Here is a 16971-nt window from a genome sequence, read left to right on the forward strand (position 1 = left end):
AACCAGTATGGTCGGTCACAGGGGCCCCGCCCAGGATACGCGTCCTGGGGCAGTACAAGCGGGACCGGGATCTGGACCTCCTGGAATCGCTGGCCGAGCATCTGGGATCCGGCTACGACTGCGAGATCATCGGGCGTGGATGGTAAGCAGTCAAGGGATGGACGGTGGACGCACGGTTTGTCCCGGAAGACGAACTGGACCAGCTGATTGCTGACAGCACCGTCATACTCATTCCCTACAAGCGCTTCTTTCAGAGCGGGATAGCCATCCGGGCGCTTGAGCACGCCGTGCCGGTGGTCGGGCGTTCCGAAACGAGCCTGGGCGATCTCTTTGGGCCGGAGTCACGGCTATTGGTGAGCGGACAGAACGGCTCGGCGGGCGACGTGGAGGGTTGGCTCAAGGCGATTGAATTCGCTGTCTCGGACGGACGGGCAGAAGCTTCCAGGGCTGCCGAATCCTTCCACCGTCAGGCAGCGCGCGATTGGGCCCGGCTGGCAGCTCCACGCAATCCACTGGATTAGCCCCTCCCCGCTGCGCCGGGCTCCTAGGCTATGCTTAAGCAAGGCGCGCCTTCCAGGCGGTGGCGGGGACGGGTCAACGCTTTCCTGGTACCTGGGGCCGCGATCATTGCCAACCCAACAAAAAGCCACGTCACGGGGAAGAACACGGCGTTGGAAAACAAACTGCACACGAGCGTGAAGAGCAGAAGCTGGCCTGGGAGACTGCGCACCCGCACCAGCGCAAGACCTATCAGGAAGATAATCAGGGGCACCGCGAACAACGCGCCGTCCACCCACATGCCCAGGACCCAGTTGCTGGCCACGTTGTTCTGGGACTCTCCCACGGTATTTATTTGGCCCCACACCCCTACCCGTCCCGCAGCGCTCAGGCCATGCCCGTATACCGGAATGGACCTGGCCAGTTCGAAGAGGGAATCATTCTGCCTGATCCGTGCCTGACCGGAGATATCGTCCTCCTGGACCGTTCCCAGCATCGTGGACGCCCGGGCGGCCACATCCTCCTGCAACTGTGGAATGGCTGCCACGGCCACGATGGCAGCGACGGCGGCAATGACCACAGCGGCCCACCGCCCGCGCCGAGGTCCCGTCCCGACGGTAATGGTCGATCCCCGGTACCTGTGGACTACCGATGCCACTGATGCTGCAACCACGCAAACCAGGAGTGCAATCCACGATGCCCGGGCCATGGCCAGGATAAAGACGGTGATATTTGGCAGGAAAAGTGCCACCTTTGCTTACCGGGACATAGAGAGGCGCCAGCTCAGCAGCACGCCCACGCCGGAAAACATTCCCAGCCAGTCAGGTTCAGGATAGATCCCGGTGGGGCGGCCGATTGAGCTGATATGCAGGTGCCAGAGATCCATGGGGATGACCTGGAACACCTGGAGGACACCCACTGCGCTGCCAACGGTGGAGACGGCCAGGAGGCCCCACAGCATGGCAGCTATATCCTGCCGGTTCGACGTCAGTGCCACCAGCGATGCTGAGGCCGCCAGCCCCAGAAGCTGAAGGCCAAGTGTCGGACTGTTGACCAGGTCGCCGAGAAGTGTGGTTGACGCCAGCAGCATTGAGGCCGCCAGAAGCACCGCAATGGGCTTGAGGGCTCCCCTGTTCCTCACCCGGCCCGGCAGGAAGACCCAGGCGACGGCCAGGACCGTAAAGATATGGACCCTGAAGATCTGCACCGCGACAAGCCCCGCGGAAACGCCGAGAAGGAATGCGAGGATATTCCGCCGGTCAGGGTGCGTGAGAGCTGCCACCAGCCCCAGCACGACGGCGGCGAATCCCACTCCAAGGTAGAGAGCCTCGGTGAACAGCCCCATGAGTTCCAGCCTTTCCCTTGCAGCCAAGGCGCAGCTGCGGCAAAGCGGGGTCCGCCCTACAGGCATCTGCACTTTCACCGTAGATGGGGCTCTGTGCAGGAACTAGGGGCCTCAAGCCGGGCATGTGGGTACCCGCACGGACCTTTGTGGAGCCACAAAGGAAAGGAACTACGCAGCGGTCCGGAAGAACAGCTCCGGTCGCTACGGGGTGGCAAAAACAACATCCACCCAGTAGTTGGTGTCGTTGTAGCTGTCTGCTGGAAAACCGAACGATGCGCCGTACCGGTAAATGCCGTTTAACCCATCAACACCGCTCGCAAGGCCGTGGAGGGGCGGATTGTCTGCCCCTCCACCGGTGAAGTAGCCCCCGCTGGCGGAGTAGAACCCCCGGGGCGCGTAGTAGGAGACGATGTAGGTCGTGTTGGCTGCGATCGCCACGGGGGTGGTGAAGCTCGCTTCCTGCCAGCCCGAGGCAGATTCCGCCGAGAAGGTCAGCGAGGCCAGGAGCGTGCCGGAGGAGGACCACAAATGGCCGGTGTGGGTGCCGGTGTTGGATGTCCCCTTATAGAACCGGATTCCCGTCACGTTACCCGATACGTCTGAGCGGAACTTCATACCCAGTTCCACTCCGGCGCTGTCATTCACCGTTATGGTCGCTGGAGTGGCTGCCGGGCTGAAGACAGTGCATGGACAGGTGGCGGGTGCCGCCGCCGTGCTGAAGGACCACGTGTAGGGCGAACCCATGCTTTGACCAGACACATTCGTGGTTCCGCTGACGGTGGCCTTAAAGGTGGCTCCGTAGGCCAGCGCGGAGGACGGAGCAAACGTGGCCGTATAAGTGGTGGCATCGTAGCTGACCGATCCGGGAACGATTGTCCCCGAAGTATCCTGCAACGCAAAATTAATCGAACTCGAAACGACATCCTGGTTGAACGTCGCGGTGGGCTTTGTCGCCACGGGCTGTCCGGCAGCGGCGTCTGCAGGCGTACTGGCCGTTACGGTAAGCGCGACAGGTGCAGTAGAGGTGGAAAACACGACGTCCACCCAGTAGTTGGTGTTGTTAAAACTGTCGGTGGGGAAACCCGGTGAGGTCCCATAGCGGTACACACCGTTGGGCCCATCCACCCCGCTGGCCAACCCATGGAGCGGAGACCGGTCCGCCGAAGCGCTGAAGAAGCCGGAATCTGCTGAATAGCCGCCTCTGGGTGCGTAGTACGAGACGATGTACGTGGTGTTTGCCGCGATGGACACCGGTGAAGAGAAGGTTGCCTGTTGCCATCCCGATGACGTCTCGGTGGAGAAAGTCAGGGAGGCGAGCAGCGCTCCGCTGGAGGACCAGAGGTGGCCGGTGTGCGAGCCTGTGTTGGCCGTCCCCTTGTAGAACCGGACCCCCGTTACGGTACCGGCTGCATCGGAGCGGAACTTCATTCCCAATTCGACGCCGCCGGTGTCTGAATCTGACGCGACCAGCGGCACTGCAGATGGATCAAAAACGGTGCATGGACAGGTGGCAGGTGGAGCTGCGGTAGCGAAGGACCATGTGTATGGAGCCGTCATGGTCTGGCCTGTTGAGTTGGTTGCTCCGCTAACGGTGGCCGTGTATGTCATGCCATAGGACAGGGCAGGGGAAGGGGTGAAGCTGACTGTATTCGAAACCGCGTCGTATGAAGTTGCTCCTCCGACGCCTGCACCCACAGCATTCTTCAGCGTGAACTGGATGGAGCCAGGAGTGACGGCTTGGTCAAATGTCGCACTGGGCTTCACATCCACTGTCACATTTGTCGCGTTGTTCGAGGGGTTGGCCGATGCCACAACAGGTGCAGCCGGAGCGGAAGCCGTCGTGAATTGCCACGTGTAAGGGGAGGCCATCGCCTGTCCTGCCGAGTTCGTAGCTCCACTGACGGTTGCGGTGTATGTCGTAGCGTAAGCCAATGGGCTGTTGGGATGGAATGACGACGTATTGCTGATGGCGTCGTAGGTTACGGTTCCGGGCACAGCACCCGCCGCACTCGTCAAAGTAAATACAACTGACGTGCCGGCAACGGCCTGGTTGAAGGTGGCCGCCGGAACAACGGCGGGGTCCACACCGTTGGCGCCGTTGATTGGGGAAACTGACGACACTGCGGGAGCAACCGTGCCCGTCTCCGTGAAGATCGGATCTACCCAGTAGTTTTCGGCATCGTAGACCTGGTCCGGGAAAGCGGAGGTGGTTCCGTACTTATAGAAGCCATTGGGTCTGTTGGGCACGCTCCTGGTGAAGTGCAGCGGAGCACTGTCAACCGGACTTGTTCCGCCGGAAGGCGAAGGATTGTTGTAGAAATATCCGGGGTCTTCCGCATAGTGTCCGGCCGGCGCAAAGTAGGACACCACATATTGGGTGCCCGCCGTGATTGCCAGGGGCGGCGAATAGAGGGCCGTTTGCCAGCCACTGGCAGATTCGCCGGAGAAAGTGACGGTGGCCAGTCGTTGGCCGCTAACGCTCCAGACGTTGCCGACATGGGTTCCGGTGTTCTTGGCCGACTTGTAAAACCTGATGCCGCTGATGGTTCCGGCTACGTCGGAGTAGAACTTGGCGCCGATTTCCAGCGAATTGGGGTCCCCCGCGTCAGGGGACGAGGGGGAAATATTCCGGCCCAGAACTGAACAAGGGCAAGTAACAGACGTCGACACCCCGGGCGATCCGGACTCGAGGTTGCCGCTGTCATCGACAGCACGGGAGCGCAGGACGGATGTCGGGCTGCCATGTGCATTCCAGCTGAAGGTCCAGTTGGTGGTTCCATTTGCGCGCTGCCAAGTCGCGCCACCGTCCGTTGACACTTCAACCCCTGCAACGACCCCGCCCACATCTGATGCGGTCCCGCTTACCGTGACAACTGTGCCGTCGGCTACTGAGGTACCTGCGGCTGGAGTGGACACGGCCGATGTCGGAGCCGTTGTGTCTGTGGAGGGCTGTGCCGTGCTGAGCCCTGATATCAACGTGGCTGGCTGCGCCGACATGTCCGCGAAGAGGTTGACGGTGGCCTGCTGCATGTTCCGGTCCACCGTCTTGCCTGTGGTGAAGGGGTCCAAACCCCACGACCATTGGACGGTACCAGCGCCGAAAACCATGGCCCCGCTGGCTGCTTTATACATAGTGAGATTGTGTACGGCCGTCGCGCCCTGTTTGGTGGTGGAGCCGTAATCCGTAAAGACTTCCGCAGCCGTGTTTGTTGTCTGGGATAACCGGAAGGATCCCGCTGGCCGGAAGCCATTGACCGCATCGCTGTCCCATTCATAGCCGAGCGTTCCCAAACCGCTTCCCAGTGTTACTGAAGCCCCGCTTGCCATGGCGGGGATCGATGTTCCACGCCACAGCCTTAGCTGCTTGTAGGCGGCAGGCACAACAATGTCAGTCGTCCCTGAGTTCACCATGAAGTACTGGCCGGTCAGGGAATTCTCGGGGTTTCCGCCACCGTTGGCTGTACCAAACCGGGGGTCCCGCCACGTGCCCGTCCAGGTCACGGGGTCCGTGGGAGCGTTGAAGTGTGTGTCCTTGTACGACACAAGGGTCCGCCCGGCCGTGTTGGTGCCGTCGGCGCTGGGTTCCCATCTGGTCTTCCAGAACATCTCATTACCGCTGAAGAAGGCAAGGTTGACGCCAGCATCGCGGGCAGCAGTGACGTTGGTCCGCTGGTCGGCCGACCAGTACTCGTCATGTCCAGCCGAGAGGAAGGACTTGTGGTTCAGGATCAGGGATCCCTTGGTGGCCACATCCAACCCACTCATGTAACTGATGTCATAACCGTTCGATTCCAAAAACCGGATCATGGGGTATTCCGCGTACATCAGCCAACTGCGGCCCGAGTCGTCGGCAGCCGAGTGAAACGGCCTGTTATAGGACACCTTGAACGCTGCTTTATATGCCTGTGGGTTTCCCGCCGGGCAGGATACGGAACAAGTGTAGAGACTGTTGCCACCGTACGAGTTGTAGGCCTGCCAGGTAGTGTCAGACGTCTGGAACAGCACCGCCGACTTAGCCGCGTCGTCGCGGACAACGAATGGGACGACGCTCGCTCCGCCTGTATCCGTCCGGACCAGGCGGGCGATGTAAACCCCGGACACCGCGGTTGCCGGGACGGCCCAGGACGCAGAGACGGCCCAGTTGCCACAATCAATCAAACCCGTGGCGGAAAACGTCAGGCAGCTGGGCTGGGTCTGGGGAAGTGCGGCTGAGGGGAGGATGTTTGCTGCAACTTTGCGGGCGCCTGATCCTTGGTAGTAACCAAACCGGTAGACGTCGATTCGGTACGCCTTGGCGTTCGTTTTCACCTTGAATGTGACGGTTTGGCCGACGTTCACACTCATGGACGTCGCATAGCCCTGGATGCTGCTGTCGCCCGCACCGCTGACCTGCCACTCGCTGGCCGGATTGCCCGCCAGCGTGTTCTCGCACGCTACTTTGCTCACCACGGGCGGGTCACAAGGTGTGGCAGCCCGTGCCGGAAGCACCCAGCCCGGTCCGGCAACCACGGGCAACGCGGAACAAATCAGCGCAAGAACCAGCGCCAGAATCCAGTGACGCGGGACCGGTCGGAAGGGGATTCCAGATGCAGACGTCATAATTGGCTCCGTGGTTCAGCGCAGGAGCCGTTCGGCTGAGCAGGGAGAATCCACACCTCCCCAGCACCGGTTACCCGGTACCTCCCCTGTCGCATCAGTCAGTTGTCGACGGAGGCCATTTGTTGGCAGGACGGCAAGGTCCTGGTATCCAGCCATAACTACGGGCTGGGTACCTAACGGCATCCGTGATCCATACCGTAGGCGTGAGCTGGCCCCTAATCAGGGTTTAGGGGGTACCTATGCGGGAATCCGCACCAAGCTTGCGGGATACCTACTGGAGTAACGGGATACCTACTGGATACCTAAAGACCTACGCCGCGGTCCGGAAGAACAGCTCCGTGACGGCGGCCAGGCGAAGGGGATCCTCCACGCCGCACAGCTCTCGGGCCGAGTGCATGGACAGCAGCGGCACACCCACGTCCACGGTGCGGATGCCCAGGCGGGTGGCGGTGAGCGGGCCGATCGTGGAGCCGCAGGGCATCACGTTGTTGGAGACGAACTCCTGGTACGGCACCCCGGTTTCGCCACAGAGCCGCGCCCAGAAGGCCGCACCGAAGGCATCCGTGGCGTAGCGCTGGTTGGCATTGATCTTCAGCAGCGGGCCGCCGTTCAGCACGGGGTGGTTGGCGGGATCATGCCGCTCGGGGTAGTTGGGATGCACTGCGTGGCCGGCGTCGGCAGAGAGGCAGAACGACGCCGCCAGGGCCTGCCGCCGCTGGCTCACCGTTGCACCCAGGCCGTCGGAGATGCGCACCAGGATGTCTTCCAGGATGGGCCCGCAGGCACCGGAGCGGGAGTTGGACCCGATTTCCTCGTGGTCGAAGGCAGCGAGCACCGCAATGGGGCCGCCGGTGCCGGCGGAGCCGGCATGGGCAATGAGTGCCGCCAGGCCGGCGTGCGTGGCCGAAAGGTTGTCCAGCCGCCCGGATGCGAAGAACTCCCCCTTGCCCCCGAAAACTGCCGGTGCCTGCGTGTCCGCAATGACGACGTCGTACCCGCCGATCTGCCCCGGATCGACGGATGTGCCGGCAACCGAAGCTGCCAGCACACCCAGCAGGTCCGAATCCGTGGGATTCCCCAGGCCCCAGACGGGGTTCATGTGCCGCTGCTTATCCAGGGTGAGACCCTCGTTCACCGCCCGGTCCAGGTGGATGGCCAGCTGCGGGAAGCGCAGCAGCGGTCCGGTGGCCGCGAGGTGCTCCGTGCCATCGAGCATCACCAGCCGGCCCGCGAGCCTGAGCTCGCGGTCCAGCCAGGAATTCAGCAGCGGTCCACCGTAAATCTCCACCCCGGCCTGCAGCCAGCCGTGGGCGCCGGTGGTGGGTTTGGGCTTGAGTTTGAACGACGGCGAATCGGTGTGCGCGCCGAGGATGTTGAACCCCGTGGCCGGTCCCGCACCGTCCGGGACCACCCACGCGATCAGGGCACCGTCGCGGATCACGAAGAATGATCCGGCGCCACCCTCCCACGGCTGCCGTTCATCCAGGCGGACGAATCCGGCTTCCTCCAGCCGCCGGCCCCCCTCATGCGCAGCGTGGAAGCTCGACGGCGATGCGCTCACATACGCGCCAAGGTCCTGGATGTGGTCTGCGGCAGAGGAAGACAAAGGCATGGTCCCGAGTCTAGCGCCGCGCCTACTCCGCGGGAGCCGGGGCTGCCTCGGCTGCTACTGCGGGCTGTCCGGCGGCTGCTGCGCCCTTCCGCCGGTAGCGGAGCACGCCCACTGCCACCACTACGGCGGCCAATGCCAGCGAAAGCAGCAGGGATTCACGGGTGGATTCCACGATCACCATGCCGATGAGCAGAGCCACAATGCTGATGATCGCCGCCCAGGTGAGGTAGGGGAACAGCCACATCTTCAGCTGCAGGTCCTTGGCTGCGGCACCCATCCGACGGCGGAGGACCAGCTGCGAGGCCGAGATGACCAGCCACACGAACAGGGCAATGGCGCCGGAGGTGTTGACCAGGAAGAGGAAAACGGTGTCCGGGGCAATGTAGTTCAGGCCCACCGTCACGAAGCCCACCACGGTGGAGGCCAGCACGGCGGCGGCGGGGACACCGCGGCGGGAGATGCGGGTCCAGGCGCGGGGCGCGTCACCGCGGGTGGAGAGTGAGAACAGCATGCGGCTGGCCGTGTAGAGGCCGGAGTTCAGGCATGACAGCACGGAGGTGAGGACCACGACGTCCATGATGGTTCCGGCGCCGGGGATACCGAACAGTTCGATGACGGCAACGTAGGGGCTCTTGGCCACGGAGGCGGAGTTCCACGGAAGCAGCGTGACCACGATGGCGATGGAGCCGATGTAGAAGACCAGGATGCGCCAGACGGTGGATTTCACGGCCTTCTTCACGGCGTCCACGGGGTTTTCGGACTCACCGGCCGCGATGGTGGCGATCTCTGCGCCGAAGAAGGAGAAGACCACCACGAGGATGCTTACCAGGACGGCTCCCGGGCCATTGGGCATGAACCCACCGTTGTTGACCAGGTTACTCAGGCCGGGTGCGGGGACGCCGGGGATGAGGCCGAGGATGGCGGCGACGCCAAAGATGAGGAAGAGGACGATGGCCGCGACCTTGATGGACGCGAACCAGAACTCGAACTCCCCGTAGGACTTCACGGAACCGAGGTTGGTGAGCGTCAGCAGCACCATGAGGACAAGGGCCCACACCCACTGGTCGATGCCCGGCACCCAACGGTGCATGATCGCAGCGCCTGCGGTGGCCTCGATGCCCAGGACGATGATCCAGAACCAGGCGTAGAGCCAGCCGATGCTGAACCCTGCCCAGCGGCCCAGCGCCTTGTCCGCATAGGTGGAGAAGGAGCCTGTCTCAGGGTTGGCTGCGGCCATCTCACCCAGCATGCGCATCACCAGGATGACCACCAGGCCGGCGGCCGCGTACGCCACGAGGATGCCCGGGCCGGCCTGCTGGATGGCCGCCCCCGAGCCGACGAAAAGGCCTGCACCAATGACGCCGGCGATGGCGATCATGGACAGGTGCCTGGGTTTCAGGGACTTTGAAAGTTGCTGGTCAGCATGCATGGAAGCGCCGTCCTGTTGGGAAATAGCATGGGTTGAGCGACGTACCTTGGTGGACCCCGGCGGACCGTGTGATGCACCACATCGTCGTTTCACCCTAGATCCGCCATTATGCGCCTTGCTTTGTGCAGTCCGACAGATCTGATTCCCGCCAACAGGACAGCACTCCAAGCGGAAACACCAAGGAGCAATAAAAGTTGCCTTCCAGGCATATTTGTAATGTGCCCGAAACCACGCGCCCGCCGCGGGCGCGTGGCGGAAAGAGGATGGGGGCTACACGTCCCGGCGTTTCAGCAGGACGGCTGCGAGCAGGACCGGGATGACCACCCAGGCGCCCAGGACCAGCCCTGCCTGCCAAGCCTCCAGGGTATCCGGAACGTGCTGGGCCGCTGTCAGCGGCTCCACGGTATTGCCGGGCAGGTACTTGCGGGCCTCCTTGAAGAAGTCCCCGGGAATCAGCTGGAACGCAATGGGTGCCACGAAGAAAATGCCCACCAGGCTCATGATGCCGCCGGTCGAATTCCTGATCAGCGTGCCCAGTGCCATACCGATGGCAGCCACGGCAGCCACATAGACGCTGTTGACCAGGAGGAGCTTCACCGACTGCGAACTGGCCACGTCCAGCTTGAGCCCATAGTTGTCCAGGATCGGCACCGCCGCCAGGCCCGCCACCCACGTGGAGACGGCAGTGACTGCGAACGACGTCACCATTACCACCACCAGCTTGGCGGCGAAGGCGGGAAGGCGTCGGGGCACCGCAGCAAAGGTGGACCGTGACATGCCGGTGGTGAACTCGGAGCTCATCAGGAGCACGCCAAGGGACCCCAGTATCAGCTGGGCAAAGGCGATGCCCGACGTGGGCACGCTGACGGCAAGGTCTCCACCCTGGGCCGCCATCCTGGCCGCGGCCTGCGGATCCCGGGTGGCCGCATCGGCGAACTGGCCCGTCCCCCATGCTGAGAGGGCGCCGAAGCCAACCATGACCACAGCGGTGGAAGCGAGCAGGATCAGCGTGGAGAGCAGGCTGCGGAACTTAATAACTTCAGAGTTAAGGACCCGGACAAAGGTTGGGCCAGGAAGGGACCGTCCGGCGTTGCGGGCGGCGTGCCCGGCAGGGGAGGGCGCCGGCTCGCGCGGGGGCATTGATTCAGTGGTCGTGGAGCTCATGGGTGGCTTACCTCCGCAGCGGGCAGGGAGTGGTATTCGACGTCGTCCTTGGTCAGTTCCATATACGCCTCCTCCAGGCTTGCAACAAGCGGCGTGAGTTCATACACCATCACCTGGTTTTCCAGGGCCGCGGCCGCAATGGTTTTCGGGTCAAGGCCTGTTACCTCGAGCAGTTCACGTTCCGGAACGGCAATGGAAGCACCCCGTCCGGTGAGCAGCTGGTGGAGGCGCTCTGGCTGGTCGGTGCGGACGCGGACGCGGGATTGGCCCTTGCCGGTGATGATGTCCTGGATCGGGGCGTCAGCAATGACCCGGCCGCGGCCAATGACGATCAGGTGGTCGGCGGTTTGAGCCATTTCGCTCATCAGGTGGCTGGAGAGGAACACTGTGCGCCCCTGCCCGGCTAGATACCGAACCAGGTTGCGGACCCACACCACTCCCTCAGGGTCCAGCCCGTTAACGGGTTCGTCGAGGATGAGTGTCTGCGGGTCACCCAGCAGGGCAGCCGCGATTCCAAGGCGCTGGCCCATGCCCAGCGAGAACCCGCCGGCCTTTTTGCGCGCCACCGCTTCCAGTCCGGTCATCTCGATTACCTCGTGCACCCGGGCTTTGGGGATGCTGTGGGTGGCTGCCATGGCCAGCAGGTGGTTATAGGCGCTGCGGCTGGTGTGTACTGCCTTGGCATCAAGCAGGGCGCCCACCTCCCGCAGGGGAGCCTTGTGCTGGACGTAGGGCAGCCCGTTCACGGTGGCGGACCCCGACGTCGGCCGGTCCAGCCCCATGATCATGCGCATCGTGGTGGACTTTCCTGCCCCGTTAGGGCCAAGGAAGCCGGTGACTTGCCCGGCCCGGACGGTGAAACTGACACCGGCCACGGCGGTTTTGGCGCCGTAGACCTTGGTCAGCCCGTTTACCTCGATCATGGATCATCCTTTGAACGGCAGCGGACGGCTGCAGACGTTGTGGGGTGCGGCTACCTTCCCCACGGTACCGAGGCCACCACCGCTTTTCGCCGCTTCTCAGGGATGATTCAGGGGCGAATCAGGGTAGTTCTCCACCCCGGCCCCGCTACGGACGGGGCGAGTAGTAGGTCAGCGCCCGGGGACGTACTCCATAGGCCACTTTGCGGACTCCTGCCAGCGCTTCTCCGTCCACAGCCAGTGCCATGGGGGCGCCGCCGGCGTCGATCCGCACTTCCGTTGCCTCCCGGAGGTGCGTGATCCCGGAGCTTGCCACCGTGCCCGTCAGCACGGACCAGAGCAGGCGGAGCCGGGCAAAGCGTTCATCAGCGGTGATCAGGCGGACGTCCAGAACCCCGTCATCCATTACGGGCCTGATCAACGGAGCGTGGTCACGCGGGTAGAAGCGGCCCCGGCCCAGGTAGGCGATCCACACTTTGTGCCGGACGCCGTCCACAGTCAGTGTGATGGGGGTGCTTACCGCGAACGTCCGGAACATGGCCACGACGCCTACCAGCGGCTTCCCCAGGGCCGGCTGCAGGTGCTCCCGCCGGCGCACAAAATTCGGGTAGAGGCCCACGCTGGAGGTGTTGAGCATGATCAGCTCCGACACCTCAGGGTTTCCGGCCAGCCCGCGTTCCACAGTGACCACGCCGACGTCCGCCAGGGCAGCCTCGCCCTTGCCCGCAGCCTCGACCGCATCCTTCAGGCTTCCTGTTCCCGCGTCGCGCGCAAAGTGGTTGAGCGTTCCGCCGGGCAGGACCAGCAGAGGAATGTTGCGTTCGACGGCGGCGGCAGCCGCCGCGCCCACAGTCCCGTCCCCGCCCCACACACCCAGGGCCCGGGTCCCGGGAAAGTCGGCAGTGGCAGCGATGCGCTCCACCAAGTCCTCGTCAGGCTGAACAGTATTTATATGCGCCTTTGGAAATACTTCCTGGAGGGCGGATGCAGTCTCCTCCTTAAAGGAGCCGCCGAGGGTGTTCACCACGATGCTGAGCCCCTCGCCGTTCGGGAGGGCGGGGGCAGTGGTCCACATACGCCTGGTCTGCGGAATGGGCGGCCGGACCGGCCACCAGTGGCGCGTTACCAGGGCAGCACCAGCACCCAGAGCCGAACCGAAAAGGACATCCGAAGGCCAGTGCGCCCCGGTGTGGACCCTCGAGTACGCCACCCCTAGGGCTGCCGGCGCGAGTGCGGCCCCCAGCGCCGGACGCACCAGTCCGGCTCCCACCGCGAACGCCACAGCTGACGCCGAATGTCCGGACGGCATAGAGGAACTCGTGGGTTGCGGGTGCACAAAGCGGAAGACGGGCAGGTGCTCGGGCAGTGGACGCGTCCGGGGGAGCAGTGTCTTGAAGACCACGTTGGTGACGGCGGAGGCCACGCCCTGGGCGATCAGGCCATGCACCGCCGCCCTCCGCGTCTTGCCGGGGAAGAGCACCAGGACCGCTGCCGTTCCTATCCAAAGCTTGCCCTGGTTTGCTGAAGCGGAAAGGCGGCGGAAGAAGACGTCGTGGTTTCCTCCGGGCAAGCGGGAAACATGCCCTAGAAGGTATCTATCGAGGCGGCTGATCCACGTCCGGCCCCTGCGCCTGGTGCTCTGCATGTGATCACCCTAACCCCAACGGCTACTCCCCTTCAGCCGACTCCCGTTCAACTGGCAGGGGCCTTGCAGCTCCCGCAAGGAGCAGCGCTAAAAGGATGGGCGCCATGATTGCCAGCAGCGCAGTATGGATGCCGATCAGGTCGCCGAGGTAGCCGAGCAGGGGCGGTCCCGCGAGGAACGATATATACCCCAAAGTGGATACTACGGAGACACGCGCTGCTGAGTGCTTCGGGTCGTCGGACGCGGCGGACATGCCCATGGGGAAGGCCAGGGCGGCACCTACTCCCCACAGTGCGGCACCGACACCGGCCAGCCAGATGTTGGTTGCCAGCACGAAGAGACCCAACCCTGCGGCCGCCGCGGCCATGCTGGCGCGCAGTACCGCTACCCGTCCATATTTGTCGATGACCCGGCCGCCGAGGAACCGCATGGCCGTCATGGCCAGGACGAACAAAGCGAACATGAGGGCGCCGGTGGATTCGGAGGTTGCGAGCCCGTCCACCGAGGCCTTGGCGATCCAGTCGTTGCCGGCCCCTTCGGTAAGCGTGGCGCCGAGGACCACCACACCAATAAGCAGGGTCCTGCTGTCCCGCCAGGCGGACGGTCCCTTGGCTTGTTTTGGCTCCCCGTCCACAGGGGCCGTTGATATGTGGGGGAGGAAGTAGCGCGGCACGGTCAGCGCCACCAGCACCACCACGGCTGCGATCACCATGAGGTGCAATGGCAGGTCCACGCCGAGGGTTGACAGCCCCGCTCCCACCAGGGCGCCTACGAAGGCGCCGCCACTGAAGGCTGCGTGGAACTGGGGCATGACGGTGCGCCTGAGCTTGTGCTCCACGTCAGCACCTTCGATGTTTTGCGCCACATCCCAGAGGCCAATTCCAATGCCGAAGAAGAACAGTGACACGGCCGTTCCGGGAATGGATGTTGCCAGGAGTGACATGGCGATGCCCACGCCCGCGGCCGCCGCCAGGAGTCCGGCAAAGCGGACCGTGTTGGCCGTTCCTATCCTGCCCACCACCAGGCCGGCGGTGGGCAGCGCGAGCAGGGAGCCCACGGCTGTGCACAGCAGCAGTGTGCCCATTTGGCCGGAGGTGATCTGCAGCGTCTGGGTGACGGCAGGGATCCTGGCGGCCCAGCTGGCAAAAACAAGCCCGTTGATGCCGAAGACCACGAACGTTGCCACAGCGGCAGCCTTCAGGCCTGCCTGCTGTTCCGTACCGGTGCTGGTGCTCATACGCTCACTACTTCCACTGAGTATTTTTCGAGTTCGGCTTTGTCCTGCGCGCTGAGTGTCCGGTCTGTCACGATGACGTCCACGCGGTCCAGGGCGGCCACGAGCACCCTGGCATGCGCCTGCCACTTTGCAGCCGTGGCGGCCACCACCACCCGTGCTGCTGATTCCAGGCCGGTTGTCTTGACCGCAGCATCGTCAAGGTCGTGGGCCAGGAGTCCCTTGAAGTCCACGGAACAGGGCGTGAGCACGGCGGTGTCAAAGCGAAGCGACCTGATATTGGACTCGGCCAGGGGTCCGCGGAAGCAGAGTTCACCGGGCACCACGCTGCCCCCGGGCAACAGCAGTGCCGGGCGTAAACCATCGGCGCCACCGCTCCCGGCCGCCGCGTTAAGGGCCTGCAGGGACATGGGCATCAGCGTCAGTTCCCTGCCGGCCACGGCCCGGGCCACCGCGGTGGCTGTGCTTCCGCTGTCCAGCCAGACGTGTTCGCCGTCAGCCAGGAGGCCGGCGACGGCAGCCGCGACACGGCTCTTGCCGTCCTGCTCCTCCAGCTCGCGCTGGCCGTAGCCAGGGTTTTGCCCCTGCCCGATGAGGCTCTTGGCGCCGCCGTGGACCCTTCTCAGCACGCCGTGGCCGGCGAGTACTTCGAGGTCGCGGCGGATGGTCGCGCCGGAAGCGCCGCACGTTTGCATCAGCTCTTCCACGCTTGCCTCTGACTGCCGCCGGAGGACCTCGGCTATGGCACGGTGCCGCTCATCCGTCTTCATGATCAAATGCTATCAATTTGTGATCAATTGATCATGGAGATGGAGGGTCTAGCGGGCGCGCTCTACGCGCTGCTCGTCCCACACCGGTTCCGGAGACTCGTAAACTTTCCCGTCCGAGCCAAACACCAGGAACCGGTCGAATGTCCGCGCAAACCAGCGGTCGTGAGTGACCGCCAGGACGGTGCCTTCGAAATGGTCGATGGCCCGTTCCAGCGCCTCGGCCGAATGCAGGTCCAGGTTGTCCGTGGGCTCGTCCAGCAGGAGCAGCGTGGCCCCGCTGAGCTGGAGGAGCAGAATTTGGAACCGCGCCTGCTGGCCGCCGGAGAGGGACTCATACTTCTGTTCCGACTGCCCCGCCAGGCCGTAGCCGTCCAGCGCGCCGGCGGCCGCCTCACGGCCCAGCCCGGACCGGTGTTCATCCCCGCGGTGCAGGATTTCCAGCAGCGTCTTGCCCAACAGGTCCGGACGGACATGGGTCTGGGCGAAGAATCCGGGCCGGATCCGGGCACCAAGCTTCACGGTTCCCTCATGCGGCACCTCGGCGATCTCCACGTCGGAGACTGGCAGGTGCTCGCGTTCGGGGTCGGTGCCGCCGGTGGCCAGCAGCCGCAGGAAGTGCGACTTGCCGGAGCCGTTGGAGCCCAGCACGCCCACGCGGTCACCAAACCACACTTCGGTGGAGAACGGCTTCATCAGGCCCGTCAGCTCCAGCCGCTCGGCCACGATGGCCCGCTTGGCCGTCCGGCCGCCCTTGAGCCGCATCTGGACGTTCTGCTCGATGGGGAGCGCCTCGGGCGGCCCCACCTCCAGGAACTTGGCCAGCCGGGTCTGCGCCGCGTGGTACCGGTTGGCCATGTCAGAGCGGAAGGCAGCCTTGTTCTTGTACATGTTGACGAGTTCCTTGAGCTTGATGTGCTCCTCGTCCCAGCGCTTGCGGAGCTCCTCGAAACGTGCGTTCCGGTCCGCGCGGGCCTCCACGTAGGACCCAAAGCCACCGCCGTGGATCCAGGCCGCAGCGCCGTTGATTCCGGGCTCCAGGGTGACAATGCGGCCAGCAGCGTTGTTCAGCAGTTCCCGGTCGTGGCTGATGAAGAAGACCGTCTTCTTCGACTCATTCAGCTTTTCCTCGAGCCAGCGCTTGCCTGGGACATCCAGGTAGTTGTCCGGCTCGTCCAGGAGCAGGAGGTCATCCGGGCCGGCGAAAAGTGCCTCCAGCACCAGGCGCTTCTGCTCACCGCCGGAAAGGGTCGACGCCGGGCGGTGCTGCGCGCGGTCAAACGGTAGCCCCAGCGCGGCCATGCACACCTCGTCCCAGACGGTTTCGACGTCGTAGCCGCCGGCATCGCCCCAGTCCACGATCGCCTGGGCGTACCGCATCTGGGTGGGTTCGTCGTCGTGCTCCAGCATGGCCAGTTCGGCCTCGTCCACCTCGCGGGCAGCGGCCGCCAGGGCCGGGGGAGCGGCAGAGACCAGGAGGTCCCGGACGCTGGAGCCGTCCCGCACCTGGCCCACGAACTGGCGCATGATGCCCATGTTGCCGGAGCGGCCGATGACCCCTTCGTCCGGAACCAGGTCCCCCGCGATGATCCGGAACAAGGTTGTCTTGCCTGTCCCGTTGGGACCGATCAGGGCAGTCTTGGTCCCGTCCGGAACCTTGAAGGTCACCCCGTTCAGGAGCTGGGTACCGTCGGAGAGGAAGTAGTCAATGCCGGAAACGTCAATATGGGCCACGCCGTCAATCTTCCCATGCCGTAC

At 64.1% G+C, this 16971-nt stretch carries 12 protein-coding genes; 1 reads left to right on the forward strand and 11 read right to left on the reverse strand.

What is annotated here, in order from left to right:
* Window positions 1–164 precede the first annotated feature (164 nt).
* Window positions 165–521 (forward strand): hypothetical protein, encoded by a 357-nt coding sequence (locus tag NMQ03_RS20885; protein WP_255173806.1) that lies wholly within the window; start codon window positions 165–167, stop codon window positions 519–521.
* Window positions 522–544: 23 nt separating this feature from the next.
* Here NMQ03_RS20885 and NMQ03_RS20890 read toward each other — a convergent pair whose 3' ends face one another.
* From NMQ03_RS20890 to NMQ03_RS20940, 11 genes are all read right to left on the reverse strand, one after another.
* Complete coding sequence (locus NMQ03_RS20890; RefSeq protein ID WP_255173807.1) at window positions 545–1249, reverse strand: O-antigen ligase family protein; 705 nt, start codon at window positions 1247–1249, stop codon at window positions 545–547.
* Window positions 1250–1255: 6 nt separating this feature from the next.
* On the reverse strand, window positions 1256–1843 hold the full coding sequence (locus NMQ03_RS20895; protein WP_255173808.1) for a hypothetical protein: 588 nt from the start codon (window positions 1841–1843) through the stop codon (window positions 1256–1258).
* Between the two features lie 201 nt (window positions 1844–2044).
* Window positions 2045–6289: a DUF4082 domain-containing protein gene (locus NMQ03_RS20900; protein WP_255173809.1), complete on the reverse strand. Its 4245-nt coding sequence runs from the start codon at window positions 6287–6289 to the stop codon at window positions 2045–2047.
* A gap of 463 nt (window positions 6290–6752) precedes the next feature.
* Window positions 6753–8054 (reverse strand): M18 family aminopeptidase, encoded by a 1302-nt coding sequence (locus tag NMQ03_RS20905; RefSeq protein ID WP_255173810.1) that lies wholly within the window; start codon window positions 8052–8054, stop codon window positions 6753–6755.
* A gap of 22 nt (window positions 8055–8076) precedes the next feature.
* The gene (locus tag NMQ03_RS20910; RefSeq protein WP_255173811.1) at window positions 8077–9483 is read right to left on the reverse strand and encodes an amino acid permease; all 1407 of its coding nucleotides are present in this window, start codon (window positions 9481–9483) and stop codon (window positions 8077–8079) included.
* Between the two features lie 270 nt (window positions 9484–9753).
* Entirely contained in the window at window positions 9754–10647 is an 894-nt protein-coding gene (locus tag NMQ03_RS20915) for an ABC transporter permease (RefSeq protein ID WP_255173812.1), read from the reverse strand.
* Window positions 10644–11570, reverse strand: coding sequence for an ABC transporter ATP-binding protein (locus tag NMQ03_RS20920; protein WP_255173813.1), 927 nt, complete (start codon window positions 11568–11570; stop codon window positions 10644–10646). Before NMQ03_RS20920 ends, NMQ03_RS20915 begins: the two co-directional genes overlap by 4 nt.
* A gap of 145 nt (window positions 11571–11715) precedes the next feature.
* Window positions 11716–13212: a bifunctional phosphatase PAP2/diacylglycerol kinase family protein gene (locus tag NMQ03_RS20925; RefSeq protein WP_255173814.1), complete on the reverse strand. Its 1497-nt coding sequence runs from the start codon at window positions 13210–13212 to the stop codon at window positions 11716–11718.
* A 22-nt stretch (window positions 13213–13234) separates the two neighbouring features.
* Window positions 13235–14449: an MFS transporter gene (locus NMQ03_RS20930; protein WP_255173815.1), complete on the reverse strand. Its 1215-nt coding sequence runs from the start codon at window positions 14447–14449 to the stop codon at window positions 13235–13237.
* Complete coding sequence (locus NMQ03_RS20935; RefSeq protein ID WP_255173816.1) at window positions 14446–15216, reverse strand: DeoR/GlpR family DNA-binding transcription regulator; 771 nt, start codon at window positions 15214–15216, stop codon at window positions 14446–14448. Before NMQ03_RS20935 ends, NMQ03_RS20930 begins: the two co-directional genes overlap by 4 nt.
* Window positions 15217–15264: 48 nt before the next feature.
* Complete coding sequence (locus NMQ03_RS20940; protein WP_255173817.1) at window positions 15265–16947, reverse strand: ATP-binding cassette domain-containing protein; 1683 nt, start codon at window positions 16945–16947, stop codon at window positions 15265–15267.
* Window positions 16948–16971 lie beyond the last annotated feature (24 nt).

Source organism: Arthrobacter sp. DNA4 (genome assembly GCF_024362385.1).
Lineage (GTDB): Bacteria > Actinomycetota > Actinomycetes > Actinomycetales > Micrococcaceae > Arthrobacter.